Source organism: Mycolicibacterium iranicum (assembly GCF_002101705.1).
GTDB classification, from domain to species: Bacteria; Actinomycetota; Actinomycetes; order Mycobacteriales; family Mycobacteriaceae; genus Mycobacterium; species Mycobacterium iranicum.
Genome location: NZ_LQPC01000030.1, coordinates 201,226 through 227,092 on the forward strand (window position 1 = coordinate 201,226; position 25,867 = coordinate 227,092).

At 63.4% G+C, this 25,867-nt stretch carries 21 protein-coding genes and 1 pseudogene; 7 read left to right on the top strand and 15 right to left on the bottom strand.

What is annotated here, in order from left to right:
- Positions 1-62 precede the first annotated feature (62 nt).
- From AWC12_RS14600 to AWC12_RS14630, 7 genes and pseudogenes are all read right to left on the bottom strand, one after another.
- Positions 63-413 (bottom strand): annotated as a pseudogene (locus AWC12_RS14600) (phytanoyl-CoA dioxygenase family protein); the annotation flags it as partial.
- Positions 414-871: 458 nt separating this feature from the next.
- Entirely contained in the window at positions 872-2,029 is a 1,158-nt protein-coding gene (fadA6, locus tag AWC12_RS14605; RefSeq protein WP_085175150.1) for a steroid 3-ketoacyl-CoA thiolase FadA6, read from the bottom strand.
- Positions 2,029-2,625, bottom strand: a complete 597-nt coding sequence (gene kstR2 / locus AWC12_RS14610; protein ID WP_024446802.1) for a TetR family transcriptional regulator KstR2 — start codon at positions 2,623-2,625, stop codon at positions 2,029-2,031. The genes fadA6 and kstR2 overlap by 1 nt, the downstream gene beginning before the upstream one ends.
- Before the next feature lie 27 nt (positions 2,626-2,652).
- A complete protein-coding gene (locus AWC12_RS14615) occupies positions 2,653-3,753 on the bottom strand; it encodes an NAD-dependent epimerase/dehydratase family protein (RefSeq protein ID WP_085175152.1) in 1,101 nt (366 codons plus the stop codon).
- The gene (locus AWC12_RS14620; RefSeq protein ID WP_085175154.1) at positions 3,753-4,838 is read right to left on the bottom strand and encodes a Gfo/Idh/MocA family protein; all 1,086 of its coding nucleotides are present in this window, start codon (positions 4,836-4,838) and stop codon (positions 3,753-3,755) included. The genes AWC12_RS14615 and AWC12_RS14620 overlap by 1 nt, the downstream gene beginning before the upstream one ends.
- Before the next feature lie 91 nt (positions 4,839-4,929).
- Positions 4,930-6,468, bottom strand: a complete 1,539-nt coding sequence (locus tag AWC12_RS14625; RefSeq protein ID WP_085175156.1) for a lipopolysaccharide biosynthesis protein — start codon at positions 6,466-6,468, stop codon at positions 4,930-4,932.
- A gap of 149 nt (positions 6,469-6,617) precedes the next feature.
- Positions 6,618-7,541: a glycosyltransferase family 2 protein gene (locus AWC12_RS14630; RefSeq protein ID WP_085175158.1), complete on the bottom strand. Its 924-nt coding sequence runs from the start codon at positions 7,539-7,541 to the stop codon at positions 6,618-6,620.
- Between the two features lie 134 nt (positions 7,542-7,675).
- Here AWC12_RS14630 and AWC12_RS14635 point away from each other — a divergent pair, with 134 nt between their 5' ends.
- From AWC12_RS14635 to AWC12_RS14645, 3 genes are all read left to right on the top strand, one after another.
- A complete protein-coding gene (locus tag AWC12_RS14635; protein ID WP_085175160.1) occupies positions 7,676-8,959 on the top strand; it encodes an O-antigen ligase family protein in 1,284 nt (427 codons plus the stop codon).
- Positions 8,956-10,005 carry a glycoside hydrolase family 6 protein gene (locus AWC12_RS14640; RefSeq protein ID WP_133057337.1) on the top strand — a complete coding sequence of 350 codons (1,050 nt, stop codon included), beginning with the start codon at positions 8,956-8,958 and terminating at the stop codon, positions 10,003-10,005. The genes AWC12_RS14635 and AWC12_RS14640 overlap by 4 nt, the downstream gene beginning before the upstream one ends.
- A gap of 67 nt (positions 10,006-10,072) precedes the next feature.
- A complete protein-coding gene (locus AWC12_RS14645) occupies positions 10,073-10,942 on the top strand; it encodes a DUF6492 family protein (protein WP_085175164.1) in 870 nt (289 codons plus the stop codon).
- A 15-nt stretch (positions 10,943-10,957) separates the two neighbouring features.
- On the opposite strand, the gene AWC12_RS14650 is transcribed toward AWC12_RS14645, so the two are convergent.
- The 3 genes from AWC12_RS14650 to AWC12_RS14660 form a co-directional block, all read right to left on the bottom strand.
- Positions 10,958-11,806 carry a glycosyltransferase family 2 protein gene (locus AWC12_RS14650; RefSeq protein ID WP_024446810.1) on the bottom strand — a complete coding sequence of 283 codons (849 nt, stop codon included), beginning with the start codon at positions 11,804-11,806 and terminating at the stop codon, positions 10,958-10,960.
- A 12-nt stretch (positions 11,807-11,818) separates the two neighbouring features.
- A complete protein-coding gene (locus AWC12_RS14655; protein ID WP_024446811.1) occupies positions 11,819-12,586 on the bottom strand; it encodes a WecB/TagA/CpsF family glycosyltransferase in 768 nt (255 codons plus the stop codon).
- A gap of 67 nt (positions 12,587-12,653) precedes the next feature.
- Entirely contained in the window at positions 12,654-14,009 is a 1,356-nt protein-coding gene (locus tag AWC12_RS14660) for a tyrosine-protein kinase domain-containing protein (protein ID WP_081660018.1), read from the bottom strand.
- Positions 14,010-14,634: 625 nt separating this feature from the next.
- Here AWC12_RS14660 and AWC12_RS14665 point away from each other — a divergent pair.
- The 4 genes from AWC12_RS14665 to AWC12_RS14680 all read left to right on the top strand — a co-directional run bounded on the left by AWC12_RS14665 (position 14,635) and on the right by AWC12_RS14680 (position 20,526).
- Positions 14,635-16,638, top strand: coding sequence for a cellulose biosynthesis cyclic di-GMP-binding regulatory protein BcsB (locus AWC12_RS14665; RefSeq protein ID WP_234814010.1), 2,004 nt, complete (start codon positions 14,635-14,637; stop codon positions 16,636-16,638).
- Positions 16,639-16,702: 64 nt separating this feature from the next.
- Positions 16,703-17,647: an aldo/keto reductase gene (locus tag AWC12_RS14670; RefSeq protein ID WP_085175438.1), complete on the top strand. Its 945-nt coding sequence runs from the start codon at positions 16,703-16,705 to the stop codon at positions 17,645-17,647.
- Complete coding sequence (locus tag AWC12_RS14675) at positions 17,631-19,334, top strand: FAD-dependent oxidoreductase (RefSeq protein WP_024446815.1); 1,704 nt, start codon at positions 17,631-17,633, stop codon at positions 19,332-19,334. Before AWC12_RS14670 ends, AWC12_RS14675 begins: the two co-directional genes overlap by 17 nt.
- Positions 19,335-19,554: 220 nt before the next feature.
- Positions 19,555-20,526, top strand: coding sequence for an NAD-dependent epimerase/dehydratase family protein (locus tag AWC12_RS14680; RefSeq protein ID WP_024446816.1), 972 nt, complete (start codon positions 19,555-19,557; stop codon positions 20,524-20,526).
- Positions 20,527-20,537: 11 nt separating this feature from the next.
- Here AWC12_RS14680 and AWC12_RS14685 read toward each other — a convergent pair whose 3' ends face one another.
- The 5 genes from AWC12_RS14685 to ipdE1 all read right to left on the bottom strand — a co-directional run bounded on the left by AWC12_RS14685 (position 20,538) and on the right by ipdE1 (position 25,852).
- Positions 20,538-22,091 (bottom strand): DUF4153 domain-containing protein, encoded by a 1,554-nt coding sequence (locus AWC12_RS14685; protein WP_234814011.1) that lies wholly within the window; start codon positions 22,089-22,091, stop codon positions 20,538-20,540.
- Positions 22,088-23,119 (bottom strand): HAMP domain-containing sensor histidine kinase, encoded by a 1,032-nt coding sequence (locus AWC12_RS14690; RefSeq protein ID WP_085175168.1) that lies wholly within the window; start codon positions 23,117-23,119, stop codon positions 22,088-22,090. The genes AWC12_RS14685 and AWC12_RS14690 overlap by 4 nt, the downstream gene beginning before the upstream one ends.
- Complete coding sequence (locus AWC12_RS14695) at positions 23,116-23,805, bottom strand: response regulator transcription factor (protein ID WP_085175170.1); 690 nt, start codon at positions 23,803-23,805, stop codon at positions 23,116-23,118. Before AWC12_RS14695 ends, AWC12_RS14690 begins: the two co-directional genes overlap by 4 nt.
- A gap of 72 nt (positions 23,806-23,877) precedes the next feature.
- Positions 23,878-24,669, bottom strand: coding sequence for a (5R,7aS)-5-hydroxy-7a-methyl-1-oxo-2,3,5,6,7,7a-hexahydro-1H-indene-carboxyl-CoA reductase (gene ipdF, locus AWC12_RS14700; RefSeq protein WP_085175172.1), 792 nt, complete (start codon positions 24,667-24,669; stop codon positions 23,878-23,880).
- 34 nt (positions 24,670-24,703) lie between these two features.
- Positions 24,704-25,852, bottom strand: a complete 1,149-nt coding sequence (gene ipdE1, locus AWC12_RS14705) for an acyl-CoA dehydrogenase IpdE1 (protein ID WP_085175174.1) — start codon at positions 25,850-25,852, stop codon at positions 24,704-24,706.
- Between the last annotated feature and the right edge of the window lie 15 nt (positions 25,853-25,867).

A 25,867-nucleotide genomic window follows, 5' to 3' on the forward strand; every position in this document is an offset into this window, starting at 1 on the left:
CCGTGCGCTGATTTTCGCGTAGAGCCCGCACGGAATGCAGTTTCGGGCGCGGGCGGCTCACGCTAGGCGTAGGCGGCCGCGTCGAACGAGCGAATCGTCCGCGCCGCCAGATACTCCGGGCGTGGCGCTTGAGCGCGATAGGGATCGACCAATCGGTTCTCGACCGAGTTGAACACCAGGAAGATGTTCGATCGAGGGAACGGGGTGATGTTCGATCCCGACCCGTGCATGATGTTGCAGTCGAACCACAACGCTGTTCCTGCCGGCCCGGTGACCTGATCGATACCGTAGAGCGCCGCGGCGTCGGTGAGCGTTTCGCGGCTCGGCACCCCAGCTTCCTGCCGCACGAGCGACGACGTGTAATTGTCCGGCGGCGTTTCTCCGACGCAAGGGTAGGTAACCGGTGACGAGCCCACACAGATCGCCGTCACGATCCGCGACCACGGTGGTGTCAGCAAAGTCGGCCGCCATCAGCAGGTAGGTGTAGGTGGAATTGAGGTCCAGGACCTCAGTGTCGGCCACCAGATGACGCATGGCTATGGCATCACCGCCCTCCGGAGGGCGAAGAAAGCGCTCCCACGAATTACGTTGGACCATTGAATCTTTGGATGACAAAGTCCAACCAGCACGCGTTTCAGCGTCCGTTTTTGCCATGCGGACGTTCACTTCTCAGTCACCACCGAACAGAGTCTCGAATCCAATTAGTTGCGTCGTCGGTGGGTCGAACGTATTTGGGCAAAGTATTTCGCGCAAGTAACGCCTACGGCTGAGGCACCGCCATCTTCCAGCGGCGCGGTCGCGTGAACAGGGAAGACGCCGGGCAGACAGCCCCGGCTTTCGTTACCCGATCGTTATGGTTGGGCGTCGGCGATCAGAGCCTTTCGATGATCGTGACGTTGGCGGTGCCGCCGCCCTCACACATCGTCTGCAGCCCGTAGCGGCCGCCCGTGCGCTCCAGCGTGTTCAACATGGTCGCGAAAAGCTTTGCGCCCGTTGCACCGAGGGGATGCCCGAGCGCGATCGCCCCGCCGTTGGGATTGACCTTCTCGGGGTCGGCCTTGGTCTCCTTGAGCCATGCCTGAACCACCGGCGCGAAAGCCTCGTTGATCTCGACAGTTTCGATGTCGTCGATCGAAAGCCCGGTCTTGTCGAGGGCGTAGCGCGTCGCGGGGATCGGGCCGGTCAGCATGAAGACCGGATCGGCGCCGCGCGCACTGATGTGGTGGATGCGGGCTCGCGGCTTCAAATTGTGTGTCTTGACGGCGTTTTCGGACGCAAGCAGCACCGCACTCGCCCCGTCGGAGATCTGGCTGGCCATCGCCGCGGTCAGTCGGCCGCCGTCGACGAGCGTTTTGAGACCGGCCATCTTCTCCAACGACGTGTCGCGGGGGCCCTCGTCAATCGCGAAGCCGTCCACCTCGATGATCTCGTTTTCGAAGTGTCCTGCGCGGATCGCCGCCTGCGCACGCTGGTGGCTGGTCAGCGCGAACTGCTCCATGTCCTCGCGGGAGATGTTCCACTTCTCTGCGATCAGCTCGGCGCCCCGGAACTGGGAGATCTCCTGGTCGCCGTAACGGTGCAGCCAGCTCTTGGATTCGTTTGTCGGCGAGGTGAATCCGAATTGCTCGGCCACGGTCATCGCCGAGCTGATCGGGATCTGGCTCATGTTCTGCATGCCGCCGGCGACGATGAGGTCGGCGGTGCCCGACATGATGGCTTGCGCGCCGAACGAGATGGCCTGCTGACTCGAGCCGCACTGGCGGTCGACGGTGACGCCGGGGACCTCTTCGGGGTAGCCCGCGGCAAGCCATGACAGCCGCGCGATGTTGCCGGCCTGCGGGCCGATCGCGTCGACGCAGCCGGCGATCACGTCGTCGACGGCGCCGGGGTCGACGTCGTTGCGCGCGAACAGCCCCCGCCATCCGGCGGCGCCGAGATCGACGGGGTGCACACCGGCCAACGAGCCGTTGCGCTTTCCGATGGCGGTGCGGACAGCATCGATGACGTACGCCGCTGGTGTTGTGGCCATCAGAGGACTCCTTCGTTTGTTATGCCACCGAGAACGATGGCGAGGTATTGCCGTCCGACCTCTTCGGCCGTCAGTGGGCCGCCGGGTTGGTACCAGCGCACCGACACCCAGGTGGTGTCACGGATGAATCGATAGACGAGGTCGACGTCGAGGTCGGGCCGGAACTTCCCCTCGGCGACGCCCTGCTTGAGGACCTCGATCCACATCTTGCGCTGCTCGCGATTGCGGTCTTCGAGGAATCCGAACTGCGTCAGCGGTTTGAGCCTCTTGGCCTCGTCCTGGTAGATCACGACCTGTGCGTGCCGGTGTTCGATGGCCTCGAAGGAGACCATGAACAATCCTTTGACGCGCTCGAGCGGGTCCGTCGTGCTCTCGACGGTCTCGCGGTAGCGGGTGAACACCCAGTCGAGGAAGTCCTTGAGGACTTCTTCGACCATCTGTTCCTTGGACTTGAAATGGTGATACAGGCTTCCGGAGAGAATCCCCGCCGAATCCGCGATGTCGCGAACCGTGGTGGCGCGCAGGCCGCGGTCGGCGAACATTGTCGCTGCGAGCTGCAGCAACTCGTCGCGCCGACTGGGAAGCGCCTTGTCCACTGGGTCAGGATAGCAACCAAGCGCTTGCTAGGTAAGCCGGGGGTTTTCTCTAGGCGGCTCGAAGCCCGCGTAGCGAAGCCACCGGCCACTGGCGGCCATCAACTCGGCGAACGGCTGCAATTGCACATCGGGATAGTGGTCGATGAATTTTGTCGAAGGCACTTTCTTCACCGTCCCCTGAAGCCACCAAGAAGACTTGCTGACGGCCGGTTCGGGGTCGATGCGTTGCACCTCTGAGATCGGGGGCGAGAACCGATCCCTCAACTCCTGCTTGATCCGCCCCTTGGTATCTCCGCTCATTCGGCGTTTCGCGGCGCGGGCCGGCGCGATGTTGGTGATCTTCTTCTGGAATCGCTGCAGACGGCTTTCGCTGAATGCCGAATCGTCGAGCATTCGAATAGTGGAGGGATCGACGCCGACTTCGCGCGCAATGGCGTGGTAGTACTCGGCCCAGGTGAGCGTCTCGCGGTCGGCGATGTTGTAGATGCCGGAGCGGGCTGGTGGGGACTCCGCCAACGCAGCGAGGTGCTGGATGAGGTTATCCACATGGATGAGGTTGCAAATCCCCCGGCCGCCGTTGAACAGGTAGGCGGTGCCGTCGACCAACGCCTTCGCCGGATCGACCAGCCAGCCCGACCCCGGACCCCAGACCAGACCGGGTCGCAGCATGACAACCTTCAGTGGCCCGTTCCAATGGGATCGCAACCACGCTTCGGCGGCCCTCTTCCCGTGGGCGTAGTCCATCCAATGCGGGCTGTCCGCCACGGCGTCATCGCTCACATCCGCAGCGTCCGCCCTTCCGAAGACCTCGGCGGAACTCATGTGTACGAACAGGGGAACCTCGGCCTGCTGACACGCGGTGTGAATGGATTCGACGTCGCCGACGATGCGCTCGTCGTTCCCCAGTGTCAGGTTCACGACCATTCCGCAGCCCTTCAACAGCGGAACCAGAGACGCTGGATCCCCGGCGTCACCGAGCACGGTGCACGCGCCGAACCGTGCCAATCGCCCCTGGCTTCGCCGCGATCGGACGATGGGCACGACGGGCACGTTCCCGAGAAGTGCGGCACGCTCAACGAGGCGCGCGCCAACGAAGCCTCCCGCTCCGATTACTGCGATGGGCTTCATCACGAATGGTCGGCCTTCCAGTGCTTGGCGCGCGCTGCTCTTTGTTCGTCTTCCGGCAGCCACGGACAATCCAGCGGCTCGGCGTTGTCGTAGGCCGCGTCGATGGCGGCTTGCACACTCGCGGCCTGCGAGCCTGTCACGGGCAAAGGTTCGCCGTAGACAATGCTCCTGAGCATGGCGACCACCTCGGCATCAAAACAAGGACGGAGATTGCCGGGCCGTATCCGCTTGCCACCCGTTGGCGTGAGGTCGGTGGGCCAGGATGTCTTCGTTGGCACCAACGTCCAGCCGTGTGGGGTTTTGCGGCGGTAGGAGCGGAGGTCGTTGCCATCGAGCATCAACTCACCCGAGGCGCCCCGAATCCACAGCCCGTTGTTCAGTGGATACTCCCAGCTCACTTGCATGATGCCGCGGGCACGCGGAAACTCAAGCGTCAACAGCGAATTTGTCTCGACACCGCCGACAAGGCTGTCGTCGAATGATCGGCTGACCACTGGATCGCCGAAAATCCAGGTCAAGTGGTCGAGCATGTGAACACCGATATCCAGCAGCGCGCCGCCGCCGGCTGTGTCGCGGCGGAAGGCCGCGTCCGTTGCCGCCGGCCAGCCGTAGGTGTGCCCTTCGCGATACGTGAACTCAAGGTCGTCTCCGAGGTCGCCGTTCGCGACAAGCTGCGCGACATCGGCAAAGTTCGAATAGAACCGTCTGGGATATGCCACGCCCAGCAGCCGATCGACCTTCAACGCAGCGGCGTTCATCCGGTCCGCGTCGGCGCGCGTCGTCGTCATTGGCTTCTCACACAGCACGTGGCAACCGTTTTCGAACGCAGCACATGCGTGGTCGGCGTGCAAACCGGGCGGCGAGGCGATGATGGCGAGGTCATAGGAGTTGCGTTGAAACGCCTCAGTGCAGTCCGTGTACGAACGCGACTCTTTGAACTGGCCCGCGACCCGGCGCCCGCGCGACTGGTCGGGATCGACGACTCCCAGGACCCTGATGGCTCTGGCCTTCTCCAGTCGACGCAGCGGGGGCCGGTAGTGCTCCTGGACCACCGCTCCTGCGCCGATCAAGAGGACTCTGATCATTCGACAGCCTCTCTGCGCCGAGCCCGGCCCACCGGTTCATTCTCGCGTCAAGCCTAGTACTTGCGGACATGCTAAATGGTCAATCTTGCCGTCAATCCTGTTCTGCGCGCCCCGATGTGGGGGGTGCCAGCAGGCGCATGATGCGCAAAGCCAGAGGCCTGAACCGACCGGGTGTATGGGAAACGAGCCGGCTCGGCAGCCCCGGGTCCACCAGTGGGATCACCCGTAGCAAGCGCACCACGGTTAGATACGTCAGTACGGCAGCGGGTGCGGCGATCACCAGCGATACTGCGCCACCGATGTTTAGGACGATTGCGTACGCGACCGCGCCTTGCGCCGCAGCGGCAAGCCCTATCGCCCCCAAAGCGCGAGAGGGCATAGAGAAGCCCAGTTGAATTGCTGCACAGATAATCTCGATGAGAATGACCAGTACCTGGATTATTGCTCGCGACCAGGCGGCGCCCATCAGCCCGTATTGCGGTATCAACAGAAACCCCAGCCCGATCACACCGACCAGGCCGACAGCGTTGGAAATCCAGAGGATGCTGTTCTTTCCCTTGCTCAGGATCAAGGAGAGGTTGGCTCCGCCGAGACTGTTGATCGCTATGGCTATCAACAAGATCGACGCGACAGCGGCGGCATCGGCGAAATCGCGACCGAAGATCAGCGGCACCAGCACAGGCGTAATCGCCGCCAGCCCGAGGCAGAACGGCAACATCACCATCGCGATGAACGCCGTCATCGTTCGATACAGGCTCTTCATATCGTCGTGAGCGCCCCGGCCGCTCTGCTCACTGAATCGGGGCAACAGAGCCGACAGCAGAAGCGGCGGCAATTGCGCGGCCATTTCGGCCACGGTGAGCGCCACGGCGAACAAACCGACCGTGCCGATGTCGGTGTAGTGCTCGAGAAAGACAATCTGTGTTCGGCCGAACAGGAGATTGCCGATCACGCCGATCGTCCAGCTCATCATTGCGAAACCGAAAATCTCTCGTTGCAATGACCGATCAACTTTGGGTTTGAGTCGCAACATCGGCAACAACCTGCTTGCGGGCAGCACGGTGGCCGCGATGTACCCGGCCAGTGCACCGGGGATGCCGAACAACCAGGCGCCGAGAACGGTCGTAACAACCCGCATCAGAGCGGAGACCGTCGAGATTCGGGCAAGTGTGTCGAATCGCTGCTCGCCTCTGAGATTGAAAAGATACAAATCGCCCATACGCCAGCAGATGAACCACACCAACGCGACCACGATCACGAAGACCACAGAATGTGGCGAGCCCGCCGAAAGCGCACCTGTCCCGGGTCCATTCAGATAAGCGAACAGCACCACTGCGACAACCACCGCGGCTGCCAGCGACACCCGCACGATAGCCCCTACCAGGCCGTCGACTTGATCGCTCTTGCCAGCGGCGCGCAGGTTCGGAATGAACCGCTGCTGCACGACGTCGCTGCCCATGTTCGCCACCGCCACAGAGATCGTCACGCACCACACGACGTAGGCGACGACACCGAAGTCGTCAGGCCCAAGTAGCCGCGCCGCGATCGCACTACCGACGAATCCGGAGAACGTGATGGCTGCGCCGGAAATGAAGCCGAGTAGCGTATTGCGGGCAAAGTTCGGCGCCATCAACCTTCTTCCTTCAACGAAGCGGTCACCACTTGGCGTTCTTGATTCGTCGACGTTGCCGCCGACGTCCCCTTCAATTCATCCCCGGGTCCGACAAAGATATCGCCGTGGCGGGTATGACACTTGAATGATGGGCAGATTCGTGACGACTAACTGCGGTTCTGCGACTTGCCGATTCGCGTATAGCCTTCAACTTGATAATTGAAGAGCCCGGCGAATTGTCCGCACGCGTAAAAAAGACTGAAGTACGGCCGTGCCTGGACTCCACGGCGAGTGATCAACCCGAACCCCAGTAACAGGATTCCGTATACAGCGCTGCGAACCCCCCGCGCCAAAGCAACGAACAAGTCCGAATCTCGGTGCTTACGCAACACTCGGGTCTCGTTGGCGCCCTCACGCATCGCCCGGCGACGTACCCACCCCAACGACTGCCTGTCCGCCGGCACCTCTTCCGACACCTCCGCTTCGGCGCAGAAAAGCATGGTAGCGCCCGACTTTCGGAGTCGGTGGAACAGATCGGTGTCCTCGCCCCCCGTCATCGAGAACGCCGGATCGAACCGGGGCGAACCAGCCCGAACCCAAGCATCCCGAACCAGCAAGGTGTTGTTCGTCGGTGCGTAGCGCAGATGATCACCGGTCGCCTGGGGCCGACCCTTGAAGAAACCCCCGCGTTGCACCCAGTCCGGTGCGGGCACAAGGAAGACGCTGCTGACAGGACCGACCACGACGTCGGCGTGCGTCTGCGCGGCATATGTCGTGAGGGTGGTCAGCCACGTGGCGGACACCCATTCATCGTCATCGACGAAGATGATGCCGCTGTAGCGATCGCTGAAGTGGTCGAGCGCGCGGTTGCGAGCGGCCGAGATGCCAGGCTCGGGTTCAACGACGTATATGGGGCCGAGGGCGTGGTCGACCGCGACCGAACGCGCCGATCCCTCGGCGTCATTGTCGACGACAAGGATGTCGACTTCCAGGCTCGCCGATGAGATGGCCGCTTCCAGACTGTCGAGCAAACGCCGCAGTCCGGTTGGACGCAGGTATGTAGCGATAGCGATCAGATAACGTCCAGCCACATCACAAGTGTCGCATCGGCCGCATGTGAATTGGTGTGCGTTGCGGCTTCCGGAGCTCTCCGATCGGTACCATCCACACGGACCCGTATGCCGCCATCTGGGCGGCTCGCTCGGGCGTCGCGAGTGGAGGGCGGATGCAGAGGGGCCGGCTGTTCATCTCGTGTGACGCCGCAGCCGTGCTGCTGATTGCCCTCCTATGGAGCCGGGCGGTCGGCGCACGGATCGCGTTGTCGCTGACCGCAGACAAGGTGTTCGTGCCAGTAGGCCAGGAACCGATCTGGCCGGCTGCGGCCAGCGCGATTTCGAGCCTGTCCTTTCTCTTGGCCGTAGGCCTCAGCACGCTCATCGTCGTATTCCGCATCAACGAAATCACTCGACCCGGCCTGTGGCGCCTCCTTGTGCTACTGGCGCCCTGGCTGGTGATCCTGACTCGTACCGTGTACGAGGGCTCACCGAGTCCTGAGAGCGTCCTCTATCTGGTTGTGATACTCGCTCTGGCAGCGCTGCGGCCCAGCCCTCGGGTGCTTGGCGCGCTCGGCGCACTGGTGGTGCTGACGGCGATCGCCGCGATTGCGTTCGGCTTTCTGCAGCCCGATGCTGGTCGTGTTCGTGAGGCCGACGGGACTGTGCGCGAGCGCCTGGACAAGGCTGTGTTTCCCTCGCTGGGGCTGCTACAGGGCATGTTCACCGCGGAAAATATTCTCGGCCTTTATCTTTCGATTGGTATCGCCGCGGTGATCATGCTCCCACGTTGGCGGCTGCGGATTCCCGGGCTGATCATCGTGGGATTCGCCATCTGCTGGTCATCCAGTCGCATCGCCATGGCCGCCGCGGCGGGCATGCTGATGGTGGGTGCCTTGACGTGGGCCTGCAGAAGGTATGGCTACGACCGTGCAGCATCGGTGGTGGCACGCCTGATCGTGATGGGGGCGATGGCTGTGATGTGTGTGCTGCCGTTGACGGGATGGCTGACGTCCGGCGGATGGGATGACGATGCACTGACCGGCCGTGGTGTGATCTGGAATGGCTCACTGACCGAATGGTCCTCACAAGCTCCGGTTCTCGGCCTCGGCAGGGACTGGTTCGCCCAAGTCGCAGAGACCGACACGTCGCCGTTGAGCCCGGGGGCGTTCTCTGGTCACAATCAATTCGTCCAGTGGCTTGCCACAGGCGGGGTCGTCCTCGCGGCCGTCGCAGTGACGTCGTTACTCGTTCAGGCGTTTGCGACAACGACGCCGAAAAGCCGCCACCTGTCTACCGCAGCAATGCTGATGACGGGGATTCTCGTCTGCGGTTGGCTCGAGGTCCCGTTGGGCTTCATTGACAACGCGGCGTTCTGGTCCGTCACGGTTGTCCCGCTTGCAGTGTTGTTCTTATCGCGTCCCAGCGATTCGCAGGACGAGGTACGTGCGCCGTGAGCAGGAGGGACTCTGCTTCGGCGCCGTCGCGGTGGAAACGGTTACTGCGGCGGGAACGGGCCTTCATCCTCGCGACGGCGGTGTTGATGGCAATCGTCGCCGCGCTGGTGACGATCGGCGCGGTCACACATTCGGGGGAACCGCCGGACGTCCTCGGCTCGGGGACGGTCGCCGGGAGCACACCCGTCGACACCCCGTTGTATTCCGATCCTGATCTATTGGCGGTCGAGGCGGCGCGGGTAGACCCCCGTTTGGATCCGATAGCGCAGACGCCGCAAGCGAAGTGGTTCAGCGACTGGTCCACGTCCGCGACCGTTCTGGATGATGTGGGCGATTACCTCGCCGCCGCGGACGCAGCGAAGGCTGTACCGACGATCGTCCTCTACCGGATTCCTGCGCTGGACTGCGGGTCGGCCGTGCCGCGCGAAGAGCGGGTGTACACGGGTGCGCGCACCGAGCAGGAGTACAAGGACTGGGTGGACGGCGCCGCGGCGGCACTGATGGGGCACGACAACGCGATGGTCATCCTCGAACCCGATGCGCTGCCGCACCTGGGCGAGTGCGAGCAGGGCGACCGTGCGGGCATGCTGCGGTACGCGGTCGACACGCTGTCGACGACGGGCGCTCGGGTCTATATCGATGCGGGTCATGGGAACTGGTTGAGCGCAGCGGAAGTGGCGAACCGGCTCAAGGGAGTGGATGTCGGCAAGGTGGCGGGGTTCAGCCTCAACGTTGCGAACTACAACACAACGGGGAGCGAGGTCCGGTACGCCGAGCGGGTTCGGTCGGCACTCAGCAAGCTCGGGGTGCCCGACGCGCACTACGTGATAGACATCAGCCGAAACGGTGCGGGTCCTCAACAGAACTACTGCAACGCGCCGGGTGCACGATTGGGAAAGAAGCCGCAGCTGTTCCAGGGCGCCGCGCTCGACGGTTTGCTTTGGGTGAAAAACCCGGGAGAGACCGACGGAATGTGTCAGGGCGGTCCGAAAATTGGATTTTGGGTGGAAGGCGCGCTTCGTCTGCTCGGACTGGAAGGATCCTAGGCGGAGTTGCCAGATCCGGCGTAAAACAGTTCGGCCCAAAATCTTCCGCAGCACCTATACTTTGCCGATGGCCACCCCGTCCGAGAATCTCCTTTCCTATGCGTTGGTCACGCCGAGCTTTCGCCTGGATGTGGACCGCTGCGCACTGCTGGTCGAGAGCGTCGAACGTTGGGCCGCACCTTACTTGCGGCACTATCTGGTCATCGATCGGCGCGATGTGCCGATGTTCAAACATTTCGAGTCGGACCGAACTCAGATTCTGATTGTCGAGGACATCGTCCCTCGCTGGCTGGTACGGATTCCTGGTGTTCGTCGATTCTGGTTCAGTTTTCGCACGCGGCCGGTCAAGAACTGGATCCTGCAGCAGATCGTCAAGTTGTCCATTCCCGACGTGGTCGGCGACGATGTCTTGATCTACACCGATTCGGACGTCTTCTACGTTGCGCCCTATGACCCCCGCGCGTACGAGCGTGACGGCAAGGTGCCGTTATTCGTCGAAACCGGCCAGCGCGGCTTGATTGAGAACAATGATCACTGGCACTCCGTAGCTGCGCGTCTGCTCGGGCTGACGCCGGAGGCGGACTACGACACCAACTACATCGGCAACGCGATCTGCTGGCGGCGCGACAATGTGTTGAAGATGAACCGGCTTCTGGAAAGTGTCGCCAACAAATCGTGGGAGCGTGCTGTGGCGCCCTTGAGTGGATTCTCCGAGTACATCCTCTACGGCATGTATGCCAACCGGGTGCTGGGCGAAGCTTCCGGACATTGGAACGACGACAAGATCCGAACCCTCAACCATTGGACACCTGCCCCCCTGGATATGGCTGGGTTGCAGGAGCTCAAATCTCGGCTATCGCCTGAGTACCATTCGGTCATGGTGTCGGCGAAATCACGAACTCCGGTCGCCGATATTCGGAAGGTGTTCTTGCAGTAGGCACCTCGGGCCTGTTCAGATCTTGTAGGCCTCTCTCCAGAAGCCCACCGGATTGCGGAATGCTCGTGCGAGCTTTTCCCGCTGCATGCGCGCGTGTTCCTTCTTCAATTCTGGCGCAAATGGGCCGGGACCGGCGGTGAGATAACCCCAAAGCAGCGCGAGTGAGCCGATCACGTAGGGACGGCGGGCGACATAGCGGGCGCAATGGATCAGGAAGTACACAAAGTCGTAGCCGATCCACCGACTCGTCCGACCATTGCGGTAGCGCCCCTGGATCTCTCCCGCGCTGGCACCAATTGCCCGCGTCAGCTCAAAGTGTGCGCCGGTGTCGACCCGCGTCTGGAGACCGGCTAGACGCGCCGCGATCTCGTCGATCGCATCGAAGCCGTGCGCCGACGGTATCGACTCCGTCGCCCGGTAGGCATCGATCGTGTAAAGCTTGACCGCACCTGGCACATGAAATTTCTGCTCAGCCATGCCTTTTGTGGCAATGACGCCGCCTGCGATACCTACCGGTCCGCTTGCGAGTTCCACGATCCGTTCGAGATAGTCGGGAGCCAGTCTCGCATCGGCGTCCAGCTTCATCACATGCGTGTACGGCTTCTTCTCCAAGTGCGCATCGACGCCGAACCGCCATGCCGCGAATTCCGATCCGACGATCAGTCCACCGTCGTTCACCCTCGACATCACTGTAGCCACCTTGTCGGTGTCGACTTCTGCGATGCGTCCGGCGGTGCCGTCGGTACTGCCGTCGTCGACGATGACCCAGTCGAAGTCTTTGAAGCGTTGCGCTCGAATTGTGTCGACGAGCCCCGAAACGTTGTCGATCTCGTTGAACATCGGCGTGACGATGAGCAGAGTCATATGAGTTCTCTCCTAATGTCCCGGACTGGCGTGAGACTGCCGAACAACCCTGAGAAAGGGAACTACGTCGCCGACATACCGCTTCAGCAGTCGGGCCGGATCGGTCAGGATACGGTGAAACCACTCGATTCCGAGGCGCTGCATCCACACCGGTGCGCGGCGCGCCGCCTGGCCGGCGATGAAGTCGATGGACGCGCCGACACCCATCAGCACGGCGGTCACTCCGTCAGCATCCAGCAGGCGTATGGCGACCCGTTCTTGTAAGGGAGAGCCGACACCGATCAACACGACATCCGCTTCGAACGCGGCAACTCGCTGTGCGAGAGCACGGAGGTTGTCGGCTGAACCGAGCCATCCCACAGGCGCTTGTTCCGACTCGACGAGCCAACCATTGCCGCGGAACACCGCCGATGCCGATTCAAGCGAGGCAGGCGTCGAGCCACCGACGAGGAAGACGCGATGTCCCTCGCCGGACATATGCGCGAGCGTGTGGGTGATGCCGCTCCCGGTGGCGCGGGTCGATATCCCGGCTCCCAGGCTTTTCGCCAGACGAACTACCGGCCAGCCGTCGGGGAGAATCAGGCACGCCCGCTCGTAGATCGAGGCGAACTCCGCTGAGGATTGCAATCGCGCAACATGATTCATGTTCGGCGTGACAACGAGGTGGGCTTCGCCCGATGTCAGCGGAGCGGTGCGCGTCAAGATCGCGTCGATCACCTGCGCCTCGCTCAGGGTCGAGACGTCGAAGCGTGCATATCGGGTGACAATCGGTCGAGACATTCCCAAGCGTTCCCCAGTCCGTCTCCGCTAGCAGGCGTCGGTCGTGTGCGGACGGCCGGCGATTGCTTCAATTCTCGTCATCTCGGCCCTTTTCATCGGCCGGTGCCGGCTGCTCAGGCTGGCGAACTCGTGACAGCACGACGCCCAGGGTGTGCGCTCCGGCTTGCCGCAGCGATGCGGTGACGCGGCGCAAGTCCGCGCGCCGCGTCCGCCCTGCCTCCGCGACGACAACTACGTTGGCGATGTTGCGCGTGAATCGCAAAGCCTCGCTCGGGTTTATGATCGGCGGACCGTCGACAATGACGACATCGAAACTGTCGGCCAAATTTCTTGTCATCTCGCCGAACTTCTCGCCGGCGAGCATCTCCCCCACATCGATGGTGTTCCCACCGTAAGGAATAACGGTGAACCCCGCCCAATTTCGATCAAGCACAGATTCGTCGAGTTCCGCACGGCCAGAGACCAAGTCGGTGACCCCCGGCGCCTGCTCGATGCCGACCTGAGCGGCCAGACGACGTCCTCGGGCGTCCACATCAACGAAGACCACCCTGTTCCCGGCCTCCACTAGAGCTCCCGCGACGTTGGCGGCCACCGTCGTCTTGCCCACACCGGCCCCCGGCGAGGTGAAGAGCACCAATTTGGGTGTCGCATCGATCGCATGCAGAACGTCGATGGCGATTCGGCGGAGTACTGCGCGTACGTCACGTGGCTGCTGCGCGAACTGCAGACGACCGCCGGCCTTGGCGTCGGAGAGCTTCGGGATACCACCCAGATACGCGGCACCCGATGCGGTGACGTCCCTGCGCCGCCTGACCCGGGTATCGAAAGTCTCCACGAGTACCGCGGCGAAGATGGCACAGATGAACGCCAATCCGGCTGCAACGACCAGATTCAGCTTGATGTTCGGAGACGATGGGGACTCGGGCACGTCGGCGGGCTGCAGAATCGTCACTTTGATGGGCGACTCGGCGACCGTGCTGGCACCCTCGAGACTCGCTACAGCCCAGGGCATCTCGTTGGCAATACGATTGGCGGTGGAGGCGGCCTCTCCTGCCGTCGGCGCCGACACCTCCAGGTCGATCACGGTCGTTCCCGCCGGAATCGTGACTTCGGTCTGCTCGACCAAATCGGCCACCGTCACGTCCAGACCCAGCGAGTCGATGACGGGTTGCATGACCTGATTGGTCGTCACCAATTCTGCATAAGTTTTCAATCGGCTAGTGAGATACAGGTCCGAGATTTGACGGGTCGTCATCTCCGTGTCTGGGGACAGGTTGGACGTGAACACGATCCGAACGGTGGTGGTGTAGACCGTCGGGAGTAGGAGTCCCGCGGCGGCGAGCACTGCGCCGACCACGATGAACACGGACACCAGTACAGGCCAGCGGAGCGCCAGCATTCGGCCGTAGCTACGAAGGTCCATATCCCACCAGACTTGTCGGCACCGCCAGACGCGAAGCCTGCTCGTTGGCGGTGGCCTGCTCCCTGGCCTGACAATAGCTTGGCAAATCCGCGCCTGAGGTGCGGGTTACGCGAGTGTCATGTGCGGAATTCACCGCGAATATTGATCGCATCGTGATCATGGTTCGGATGGGCGCAGCACGAAATCGAACACCCCAGCCCCCCTGGTCGAGAACATTTCAGTGGCGAACCTCGACGATCACCCCTGCGATACCTGGCGGATCAACAGTGCGTTGGGAGGTCGCCCAGAAGGTAACCGCGCATGGCGACGACGGTAGCACCTCGACTTCGCTGGCGAACGCAAAAAGCGTGTTTCGTCAATGTCTTGACGGCCTGCACCCCCATGATCGGTAACGAGTGAATTTCGAGGTTCGGACATGGCGCAAGCAAACTGTTTTGCCCCAGTTGCCCTGCTAGGGTACTAACCCGGCCTCTCTGTCGGGACTGCGCAGACTCGTTGATGTTGAACTGAGCGAATTCGATCAGTGCGATTCGACGTCCAATGCGCAGCAACTCCCGGTCGTGGGCCCGCAACAAATTGGTCGTTCGCGTTTTCAGGCGTAGAACTTCACACCGGGGGAATGGTTATGAGTCGCAGCGTCGTGGCCCGGGTGCTTGCCTCAGTGATGTTGCTCATCGCGCCGATCGCGCTTGCCGGCGCAGTCGCAGGATCTGCTTCTGCGCAACCTGACGACGGCGGCGAACCGGCAGGGCTCTCGGTACCGTGGGCCACCCTCGGCCTCCAGTCAACGGTGAATTTATACGGTGACGGCGAAAGTACTTTTTCTGTGGAGGTGCCTGCAGGGCTGACGGCGACGCGGTTGCGGGGGATGATTCACACACCCCTGAATTTCACGACCGGTTATGTCGAGATCAACGATGCCGAAGGCAACTTCGTTGCGTCCATCGAGGTGCCGCCCGTCGCGCCCGGCCTGGTTATGGCGCCGTTCGACGTCGACATAACGTCAGCAGTTGTCAGAGGCTCGTCTATGGGACTGACTTTCGCCATCCGCGCCCGCGACGACGGTGATCGGGTCTGCGACCCGCTTCCGCGACTCGAGCTCAGCAACCTGGAGACAGTATTCGTCGGAGCGCAGCTTCCCGTTACCACGGTTGCGAACTTCTTCGCTCCGGTACTGGAGAGAATCACGATCTACGTGGCAACCGATGCCACTTCCGCCGAACAACAGGCGGTGTTGACGTTGTCATCGGCGCTGGCGAGGCTATACGCCTCCAAGCCGTTGGCGATCGGAGTCGTCAGCCAGCCGCGCGGCACGGCACCGCCGCCAGCCGCCGGGCTCGATCGTGCAATTCTCGTCGAGACCGGTGATGCCGGTCTGTCGGTGGAAAACGCCGCAGCGCCAAATGCATACCTGCGCATCTCGGGCGACGACGAAGGGCTTTCAGAGCAGGTATCGCTGATCGCCAGTCAGCTGCAGCCGCTGGCACAAGCCGGCAAGGCTCGTGTCGACCAGGCAGGATCCCCTGCCGCCGCAACCCCCGACACGATGACGTTCAAGGAGCTGAATGTCGGCTCGGAAAAGACGGACGTACTCGGGACCAACGGTCTCCAGGTCGGTATCCAGCGGACATCGCTAGGGCCCCGGTTCAACAACATCAAGGTGAATCTGCTCGCCGATTACACGCCGATACCCGAACGCGACGCGGCGTCCATCGTCATTCGCGCTGAAGGCCTTGTTGTCTATCGCGCCCCACTGGATGAATCTGGACATCTGGACGCTACCTTCGAGCTGAACAGTACAGAGCTTCAACAACAGTGGATTGACCTTGAATTCGCGCTCACGTACACGCCGGAACAGGCGTGTGGGCCGTTGGTTGCGCCGATCACGTTCCAGATCGATCCACGATCGACGTTGACCATGCAACGCGGAGGCCCTCCACTCGGCGGTTTCGGCGCATTCCCTTCGGAATTCAGTCCCGACTTCTTGGTAGCGTTCGACGGAAGCGGCCCGAATCAGCTCGACTACGCCGCGCGGGCCGTGGCCTCGATGGCGCGCCTCAACAAGGCCGAAATCACGCCACAGGTCGTCGACCTCGCGACTGCCGCCGACGCCACGTCGGGAGCGCTGATCGTGGCCAACGCGGACTCGCTCAAACAGACATCGCTGAGTCCACCTGTCAGCGGTGACGGCTCGATCGTCAACTTCGCTCTGCCTTCCGAGCTGAAGGTCGATCTCGACGGCGGGCTGGGATCCATTCAGGCTTTTGCCGATCCGCAGCGCAATCGCTCCGTCGTGCTCGTGACAACAACCTCAGACTGGTCACTGGTCGCTCCCCTCTTCAGCTATATCGATGGGTCGACCGGTGACTGGTCGCAGTTGACGGGTGACGTACTCGCCGCGGGCGCAGCGGGCACCCCCACCAACGTCGCGATCAGAACCGCGGACAGCGTCTTCGAGCCGGCACTCACAGCAGCGTCGGGTCCGGCGCGGCACACCAGCTACGTGGTGGCCGGCGTGGTCGCAGCTCTTATCGTCGTGGTTTGGATCGCTTACCTGGTCATTCGTCGGCGCAGAAATCGGTCGACCGATGAGCTCGCCGGTAACCGCAGTACGACCGATTCACACTGATGTCGACGTACCTCGCCGCGACGGAGCTGAAGTGCTAGCGCAGATCACGCTGCCCGGGCCGCGTCTGAGTGTGAGCGCCGTCGGTTTCGGTTGTGGCGGTTTGATGCAGTCTCCGTCACGCAAAGAGCGGATGGCCGTTCTCGGCAGTGCGATCGACAGTGGGATGACCCATTTCGACACCGCAAGGATGTATGGGCTGGGAATGGCGGAGGCCGAGTTGGGCGCCTTCTTACGCATGCGCACCGTCGACCGCTCCTCCGTCACCATCGCGACGAAGTTCGGCATCGATGTCGGCGGCATCGTCCAAGGGCTTGCTCGTTTTCAGGCACCTGCACGGGCACTGCTTCGGAAGGTTCCCGCGTTACGGGCCGCCGTCAAGGGCCGCCAGAAGCCAACTGTCGATACTACCCGTGTCTACGACGCCGCAACGGCGTCTCGCAGCCTCGACCAAAGTTTGACCGCGCTAGGCGTCGATTACGTCGACATCCTGTTTGTGCACGGCCCCCAGCCATCCGACATCGTGGCAGCCGATGAGCTTCGCCAGTTCTTCGAAAGCGCCCACGAGAAGGGCAAAATCCGCGCCTGGGGGGTGTCCCAGGACGAGGGCCTCGACATGAATTTCGCGGAGCTCTTCGCACCCGTTGGCGTCGACCAGCTTCGCAGCGACCTGCTTCATCCACCACCGCGGTCGGCCGATATCACCTTCGGTGTCCTGGATCGACCGCACAGAATGCTCTCTGCCGCATTGAAAGCCGATTCCCGGTTGACAGCCCGTTGGCGCGATGCTCTCCAACTTGACCCTCTGGCACCCGGTGTACTGGCGAAGCTCATTCTCGGCTCAGCAGCCGGTGCAACGGAATCCCGCGCAATTTTGTATAGCACCACCAAACCGGAGCGGATCGGTGAAGCTGCGCAAGCCGTCTCGTCTCCGTATGACGCGCAGACGTTGGCACAATTCCGCGGGCTCGCTGAGGAATTTCGAAGGGAGCGGCGTGATCCGGCGGTCTGAGGAGTTCACGACAGGTACAACGATCAAGACTGACGTCGTGGTCGTCGGCGCCGGACCGATCGGCATCGCCACCGCGCTGGAGCTCGCGAAATCTGGTGTCCAGGTGGCGCTCATCGAAAGTGGTCTTGAGCGGACAGACCAAGCAGCGCAGGATCTTTCGACGTTCGATTCGCGACAGGACGATTACTTTCACACTCGCAGCGACCTGGCACTTCGGCGGGCGCTGGGAGGTGCCTCGGCCCTGTGGGGCGGACGTTGTGTCGCATATGACCGGATCGACTTCGAGGACCGGCCCCTTACCGCGCAGTCTCCTTGGCCGATCAGTTATGAAGATGTCGAGCCCTATCTTCAGCGAGCATGCGATTGGGCGCAGTGCGGCCGGGCTCTCTTCAACGCGCGGGATGTCCCGGAGATTGCGCAACAAGACATGGTTGCCGGGCTGTCCGATGGCAGCGTGCGCACCAGTGACCTCGAGCGCTGGGCCCTGCCGACGCGTTTCGGACGCGAATACCGGACCGCTTTGAAAGAGGCCCGGTCGCTGTCGTTGTGGACGGGTCTGACGTGCACAGAGATTGTGACCGACGACAGTGGCGGCGCTGTCGACCACCTCGTCATCAAGTCACTCGACGGCCGGGAAGGAAAGGTGGTCGCAACCGATTACGTCATCGCGACCGGCGGCATCGAAGCGACACGGCTGCTGCTGGCGTCGGACAGGCATCATCCTGCGGGTCTGGGCAATGCCGGCGGACATCTCGGGCGTTGGTACATGACCCACGTGGAGGGGCGGTTCGCTCGCGTTAAGTTCAATACCGACAGGGTGATTCACCAGCACGAACGCGATGATGACGGGGTCTACGTGCGTCGTCGGTTCACCCTTGATCCGCAGATACAGCGCGATCTGAACATGCCCAACGTCGCGGTTTGGTTGGTCAATCCACCGATCAGCGACCCGGCACACGGGAGTGGAATCCTGTCAGCGGTATACCTGACGTTGATTTCGCCGGTCGGCCGATTACTGCTCGCGGAGGCCATCCGTGAGACGCACACCAGGATCGACGGCCCACCGAGGATCAAGGCGCATCTCCGCAACGTCGTGCGTGATCTCCTGCCGTCGATCTGGTTCGCGGTCTCCTTTTCCTACGCCCGTCTCATCCGCAAAGGCCGTAAAGCGCCCGGCTTTTTCGTCAAGAGCCCCGAGAACCGGTACATGCTCCACTACCACGGCGAGCAACTTCCCCACTGGGAAAGTCGAATCGAACTCACCGAAGAGCGCGACGCGCTGGGGATGCGCAAGGTTCGCACCCACTTGCACTTCTCGGACGCCGATTATGACTATGCCTTCAAGGCAGTCGAGCTCATCGATACCCATTTGCGCGACAACGGCGCCGGCAACGTGGAATGGTTGACCGACGACGCCAGGTCCTCGATACGAACGTTCATGCACGGGTGGGCGGGGTTCCATCAGAGCGGGACGACGCGGATGTCCGCGCACGCAGACGGGGGCGTCGTGGATCGCGACCTTCAGGTCCACGGTGTGCGGGGCCTCTACGTCGCAAGCACCTCGGTGCTGCCCACGTCGAGTCAGGCCAATCCCACCCTCATGGGGATCGCGCTTGGGGTCCGGTTGGCTGACCACCTTTCCGGTGCTCGAAGTGCCCGCGGAGCCCGCGATTCCCAGACTGCCTGACAGCCCGGCGGGCACGCGATCCGGGCCGCGCAATGCCGCGCAGTGATACGCTCCGTTCGCATTGGGGGTCGGATTTTCGGGGGCTGTTGAGCGCGCTCGGCACGTCCGTGAAAATCAAACTCAGCCAGTAGCTTTCGACGCCAACTCGATGTGGAGGCGAGATATTCATGCCAGTGACTGACAGCCGATCTGTGGCCGTGCAGAATGGGTTGGTGTAGCGATGACCGCTGCGGATGCCGTTCTCGTCACGGGTAGTGCGGGTTTCATCGGCAGCGCGTTGGTGAAGCACCTGCGCGAGGCCGGTCGTCCCGTCGTGGGCCTAGACCGTGCCGCGGAGCCGGCCTCCGATTCGCTGCGTGTCGACCTGACATCTGTCACAGCCGATGATCTGCCCAACCCCTGCCCGCCGACGATCGTCCACCTCGCCGCTCTGTCCAAGGAGCCGGGCTTCCCGTGGCGGGACTACTTCGCCAATAACGCCGAGGCCACCCGTCGCCTCTGCCGAGCCGCCGACGAGGCGGGTGTGAACAACATCGTCTTCACCAGTTCGATGATGGCCTTCGCCTCGGGGCCTTGGCGGCGTTCCGAAACTGACTTCGGCGATGCCGATACCGCATATGGAGCCAGCAAGCTGCAGGCCGAAGAGATCCTGCGTACCTGGCACGCGGAAAAGCCCGGTCGTCGAATCCGCATCGTGCGGCCCGGCGTCGTCTTCGGGCCCGGGGATCAGGGCAACATGCGGCGCCTCATTCATGGCCTGAGCCGGAAGCGCTTCGGCTACATCGGCCGGCAGGACACGGTGAAGAGCTGCATTTACCTCAAGGACGTCCTGCGCCTGTTGACACTGCTCATCGACGACCGTGGACCGCACGACACCTATCATGCCGTCTACCCGGAGCCGACGACGATTCGTGATCATGTCGATGCAATCAACCAGGCGTGGGGCTGGGATTGGCAGCCTCCGACCGTTCCGTATCGGTTTGCCTTGGCGGCGGCCACGCCCTTCGCGGTAGTCGACCCGCCAGGTACTCGATTCGGCGTGCATCCGAGGCGCATCCAGAAGTTGCATCTCGATACGAACATCAGCGCAGCCCGGCTGGCCGATATCGGATTTGCCAGTGAGTACTCGCTGACCGAAGCTTTCGCCGACTGGCGACGGGAATGTGGTGGGGGGCTCCCCCCGGGCGCGTGAGGTAAGCCGCGTCAGCGGGTGTCCGACCAGTATTGAGAACAGTCGGTCTCCGTGTGCGGGGCCTGTAGTGACGCGCGCCAGCGGGACAGATTGAACTCGTACCAGGGGTCAGGCGCCTCCGTCCGGTAACCCGCGCACGCCCGCACGGGCTCGGGCAGCCGCGCCAGCGCCGGCTCGATGTCCGGGGACAGCCGCAGGAGGTAGGCGGTGTCCAGCAGGCCGGTCTGCTCGTACCGATCGATGTTGCGGTCGGCGATGAGCCGCTCGGGATTCGTCGCGGCAAGCCCGAGTATTGCCACCGCGCCCGCCAGCAGAATCGTCCGCGGCAGCCACCCCGCAGCCATCCGGATCCCGGCGACCGCGATGAACACGAACACCGCACCGAGCCACAACTCGATCGTGATCACCATGAGCCGCTCGGTGCTGAAGCCGTAGGCCTGCTGATACACCCACATCCGATGGATCGCCGAGACCACGACCACGACTGATGTGACGCACAGCGTGCCGACGAGGAGCCGGACCAGCCGGCGATCCTGTGCTGTGTCACGTCCCGAGACGCGGATGACGGCGGACAGGACGAGCAGGGTCAGTGCAGATACCCACAGCAGCTGCCAGAAACCCTGCCTGGCGTACTCGGCATAGGTGAGTCCCTCGGTCTCCAGGACATGCGTGTGGCCGCCGAACAGCACGGTCGCCTGCACGGCCACAAAGCCGATGAACAGCAGGTCGAGTACCGCCAGCGGTACCGCCCATTCCCAGTTCGGCACTGGCCGCATCCTCGGCGGCGCCATGGCGTCGAGCCTCGGCGGCATCCGAATCAGGTAACCGGCGAACAGCACGAAGCACACCACGATCACGAACACGACTGTGCGGGCGAAGAACTCGTCCCCTCGCCAGGCGGGAATGAGGTGGTCCACCAACTGGGCGAAAGCGGGATCTGCCGAGACGAACAGCGCTCCGAACACCAGCGTGAGGACCACGGTGACGGCTGCGACGACCGCGATCCGCGCGGCGCTCGCCCCTCCTGCCCACCGCAATCCGTCTTCTGGGAGTGCGCGGCGCGCCCACCCGGCAACCCGGGCGGGGAGGAACCACGGGACGAACGGTCCGCTCAGGACCGCGGTCCATGTCCGGCCGCCGGCGAGCGTGCCCCAGCCGACCAGCCACGCCGTCATGATGCACAGCACACCCAGCCATTCCGCGGCCAGCAGCCCGGGCACTGCGAGCAGCATTAGAGTCAGGACGATCCCGGGCCACTCACCACGACTCGGGCGGCGTTGCGCCGTCAGGTACGCGACACCGAACACCATCAGACCCACCACCACATAGCCGATGCTCAGCGTCCCGACCCGCCAGATCGCCGAGCCGACCACGCCGACGACGAGCGCACACAGGACGAGCGCACGCGGCGCGGCCGTCTGGGGTGGGTTCGGCCAGAGTCGGTGCGGCCATATCGACCATCCAACCTCGCCATAGCGCGGCAGCATCGGACCGAACGCCGGCGGCGATGGGGGCGGCAGATAGCCGCGCGGATGCGAATACGTTGCGGGCGCCGGCCGATTCACCGTGTCTCCTCTTTCGTCGCGGGCGTGGGGATCGTGACCCCGATGCGGCATCCGGACCTGGCCTCCATCACCTCGATTGTGCCGCCGTGCAATTCGACCGCCCAGCGGGCGATCGCCAATCCGAGGCCCGTGCCGCCCGCTGACGTGGCGCCGCGGGTGAATCTCTGGAACACCCGCTCACGTTCTGCTGGCGGGATGCCCGGCCCCTCGTCGCACACCTCCAATCGGAGCCCGGATGACGTTGCCTGCCTGGCGAATACTGTCACTCGGGCACCTGCCGGACTGTGCCGGATCGCGTTGTCGACGAGATTGACCACCACCTGCCGCAGTCGAGCTTGATCGCCGACGGCCACCAGGCCCGGCGGCTCGACCCGGACTGCCACCTGCACTCCCTCACTAGGGACGGTAACGTGCCAGATGGCCTCATCGAGGAAGTCACCAACACAGAAAGCGCTGTGCTGCAGCGAGATCGCACCACCTTCGAGCCTGGAGAGATCTAGTAGGTTCGTCACCAGCTCGCTGAGCCGCTCAGTCTGTGCCAGCGCCATCCGCATGGTCTTCTCGTCCGGTTCCGCGATCCCGTCGACGACGTTCTCCAGTAAGGCATGCAAAGCGGTTATCGGCGTGCGTAATTCGTGGGACACGTTGGCGATCAGACCGCGCCGGTACTCGTCGGCGGCACCGAGGTCGGTGGCCATCTGGTTGTAGGCCGTCGCGAGTTGTCCGACCTCGTCGCGGGAGGTGGCTCGCACGCGCACGCTGTAGTCGCCGCGCGCCATGGCCCGCGCGGCCGCGGTCATCTGGCGCAGCGGCGACGTCATCCCGTGCGCGAGGAAGTAGGTGAACGTCAACGACGTGGCCAGCGCGGCAAGCAGGGCATAGCGGAACTGCCAGCTCGCTCCGATCCAGAACGTGAACGAAGCCAGAAGTATGGCGGTGCCCACGAGCAGACCCATTTTCATCTTGAACGAGCCGAACGGGTCGAGCGGCCGAGGCAGCCGATCCCAGATGTCGCTGAGCCTGGTCATTTCGACGGCGAGCCGTCCGTCGGGCGGGGCAGCTCCAGTGCATACCCGACACCGTGCACAGTGCGGATGAGTGCGGAGCCCAGCTTGCGGCGCAACGCCTTCACGTGGGTGTCGACGGTACGGCTCTCCACCCCCGAACCCCACCCCCACACGTGTTCGAGAAGGGCGTCGCGGGAGACCGCGGTGCGCGGCCGTCCCGCCAGGAACACCAGCAGGTCGAATTCTGTTCTCGTCAGATGTATTTCGTCATCGCCGCGATGCACCCTTCGGGCCTGCAGGTCTACCCGATTGTCTCCGACCCACAGGGCCCCAGCAGTCGCGGCGCGTTCCACGCGGCGCAACAACACCCGGACGCGGGCGACGAGTTCGCGCATGCTGAAGGGCTTGGTGAGGTAGTCGTCGGCGCCGACGCCGAGGCCGATCAGCATGTCGGTTTCGTCGCTGCGCGCGGTCAGCATCAACACCGGGATCGGGTGCACCGCCTGAATACGACGGCACACTTCGAGACCGTCGAACCCGGGCAGCATCACGTCGAGCACCACCAGATCCGGCGGGGCGGTCGTGGCCGCCTCGACCGCCGACGGTCCGTCCACCGCAGTGTCGACCTGAAAGTCCTCGGCGCGCAGCCGGGTGACGACCGCAGCCAGGATGGTCGGCTCGTCCTCGACCACCAGGATTCGCTTCACACATCAGACTGTAGGGGCCGGATATGGGCCTTTCGGGCAGCGATTGTGAAGAAAGTGTGGAGATCTGTGCGGTCAGGCTCGCTGGCTCGAGACCGAGATGACCTCACCGGTGAGGTAGCTGGAGTAGTCGCTGGCAAGGAACGCGATGGTCGCCGCGACCTCCCACGGCTCGGCGGCTCGGCCGAAGGCCTCGCCTTCGGGGAGCCGGTCCAGCAATTCGGAACTGCTGGTCTTCTCCAGGAATTTGTGCCGCGCGATGCTCGGCGAGACCGCGTTGATCCGCACCCCGTACTCGACGGCTTCGATTGCGCTGCAGCGCGTCAGGGCCATGACGCCGGCCTTCGCGGCCGCGTAGTGGGACTGCGAGTGCTGGGCGCGCCAGCCCAGGACGCTCGCATTGTTGACGATGACGCCGCCGTGCGGGGCGTCACGGAAGTAGCGCAACGCGGCACGGGTTGCGCGCATCACCGACGTCAGTGTCACGTTGAGGACGCGGTCCCACTCGTCGTCGGTCATATCGATCACGGGCGTCTGGCCACCGAGCCCGGCGTTGTTGACCAGCACGTCCAGTCGCCCGGCTTTGCGTACCGCTTCGGTGATCAGCGCATCGACGGCTTCTGTCGACGTCACATCGCAGACCACCGCGTCGACCTTGCCCAGCCCGAGCGCGGCCAGCTCGTCGCGCGTCTCCCCGAGCCTTCGCTCGTGATAGTCGGACACCACGACGTCGGCGCCCTCGACGAGAGCACGACGTGCCGTCGTCGACCCGATACCGGTGCCCGCCGCGGCCGTCACAAGGACGACCTTGCCCTTCAGCAGGCCGTGGCCGTCAATCTCCTTGGGAGCCATAGAAAGATCCGTCATGGTTGTCTCCTCTTCGCGCAAGCGCTCATCGGTACTAGCCCTTCGCCTCTCTGGGCAGACCGAGTACACGCTCGGCGATGATGTTGCGTTGGATCTCGTTGGATCCGCCATAGATCGTGTCGGAGCGAGAGAACAGGTAGAGCCGCTGCCACTCGCTGAACTCGCCGTCTGGAAGTGTCAGGCCCGCTGCGCCTTCGACATCCATCGCGATCTCCCCGAGCTCGCGATGCCAGTTCGCCCACAACAGCTTCGACACGTTGTCTTGCCCCGGCTGTTCTACATCCATGGTCGCCAGCGCGTAGGAACGCATGGCCTTCAGGCCTGCCCAGGACCGGACGAGCCGTTCGCGGATCAGCGGGTCGTCGGCGGCACCTGTCTTCTTCGCCAGCTCGACGAGATTGGAATGCTCACGCGCGTAACGGATCTGCTGCCCGAGCGTCGAGACGCCGCGCTCGAAGGTCAGCGTCCCCATCGCGACGCGCCAGCCGTCGCCGGGCTCACCGACCACGAGATCGGCGTCGGTGCGGGCGTTGTCGAAGAACACCTCGTTGAATTCGGAGTCGCCGGTCAGCTGGATGATCGGGCGCACCTCGACACCGGGCTGATCGAGCGGCACCAACAGATACGACAGCCCGGCGTGGCGTTTGGAGCCCTTCTCGGTCCGGGCCACCACGAAGCACCACTGGGCCCAATGTGCGAGCGAGGTCCACACCTTCTGACCATTGATGAGCCAGTGGTCGCCGTCCAGCGTCGCGGTGGTCGACACGTTGGCGAGGTCACTGCCCGCGCCCGGCTCTGAATATCCCTGCGACCACAACTCGGTGACATCGAGAATCTTGGGGAGGAAGCGCTTCTTCTGTTCTTCGGTTCCGAACGCGATGAGCGTCGGCCCGAGCAGTTCCTCACCGAGGTGGTTGACCTTGTCGGGGGCGTTCGCCTTTGCGTACTCCTCGTAGAAGGCGACGCGGTGGGCTACCGACAGTCCTCGACCGCCGTGTTCCTCCGGCCACCCGAGGCAGGTCAGCCCTGCGGCCGCCAGATGCCGGTTCCATGCGAGGCGTTCTTCGAAGGCTTCATGTTCTCGGCCGGGGCCGCCCAAACCCTTCAGCGCGGCGTAGTCGCCGACCAGATTCTCGGCGAGCCAGTCGCGGACCTCAGCCCTGAACTCCTGGACCTCTATCACCCCTGTAGGGTAGCC

Coding starts and splice junctions, on each gene's coding strand:
- fadA6 (WP_085175150.1), bottom strand. CDS start 2,029: ATGGCCACAACACCAGCGGCGTACGTCATCGATGCTGTCCGCACCGCC.
- AWC12_RS14615 (WP_085175152.1), bottom strand. CDS start 3,753: ATGAAGCCCATCGCAGTAATCGGAGCGGGAGGCTTCGTTGGCGCGCGC.
- AWC12_RS14620 (WP_085175154.1), bottom strand. CDS start 4,838: ATGATCAGAGTCCTCTTGATCGGCGCAGGAGCGGTGGTCCAGGAGCAC.
- AWC12_RS14625 (WP_085175156.1), bottom strand. CDS start 6,468: ATGGCGCCGAACTTTGCCCGCAATACGCTACTCGGCTTCATTTCCGGC.
- AWC12_RS14635 (WP_085175160.1), top strand. CDS start 7,676: ATGCAGAGGGGCCGGCTGTTCATCTCGTGTGACGCCGCAGCCGTGCTG.
- AWC12_RS14645 (WP_085175164.1), top strand. CDS start 10,073: ATGGCCACCCCGTCCGAGAATCTCCTTTCCTATGCGTTGGTCACGCCG.
- AWC12_RS14650 (WP_024446810.1), bottom strand. CDS start 11,806: ATGACTCTGCTCATCGTCACGCCGATGTTCAACGAGATCGACAACGTT.
- AWC12_RS14655 (WP_024446811.1), bottom strand. CDS start 12,586: ATGTCTCGACCGATTGTCACCCGATATGCACGCTTCGACGTCTCGACC.
- AWC12_RS14660 (WP_081660018.1), bottom strand. CDS start 14,009: ATGGACCTTCGTAGCTACGGCCGAATGCTGGCGCTCCGCTGGCCTGTA.
- AWC12_RS14665 (WP_234814010.1), top strand. CDS start 14,635: ATGAGTCGCAGCGTCGTGGCCCGGGTGCTTGCCTCAGTGATGTTGCTC.
- AWC12_RS14680 (WP_024446816.1), top strand. CDS start 19,555: ATGACCGCTGCGGATGCCGTTCTCGTCACGGGTAGTGCGGGTTTCATC.
- AWC12_RS14690 (WP_085175168.1), bottom strand. CDS start 23,119: ATGACCAGGCTCAGCGACATCTGGGATCGGCTGCCTCGGCCGCTCGAC.
- ipdF (WP_085175172.1), bottom strand. CDS start 24,669: ATGACGGATCTTTCTATGGCTCCCAAGGAGATTGACGGCCACGGCCTG.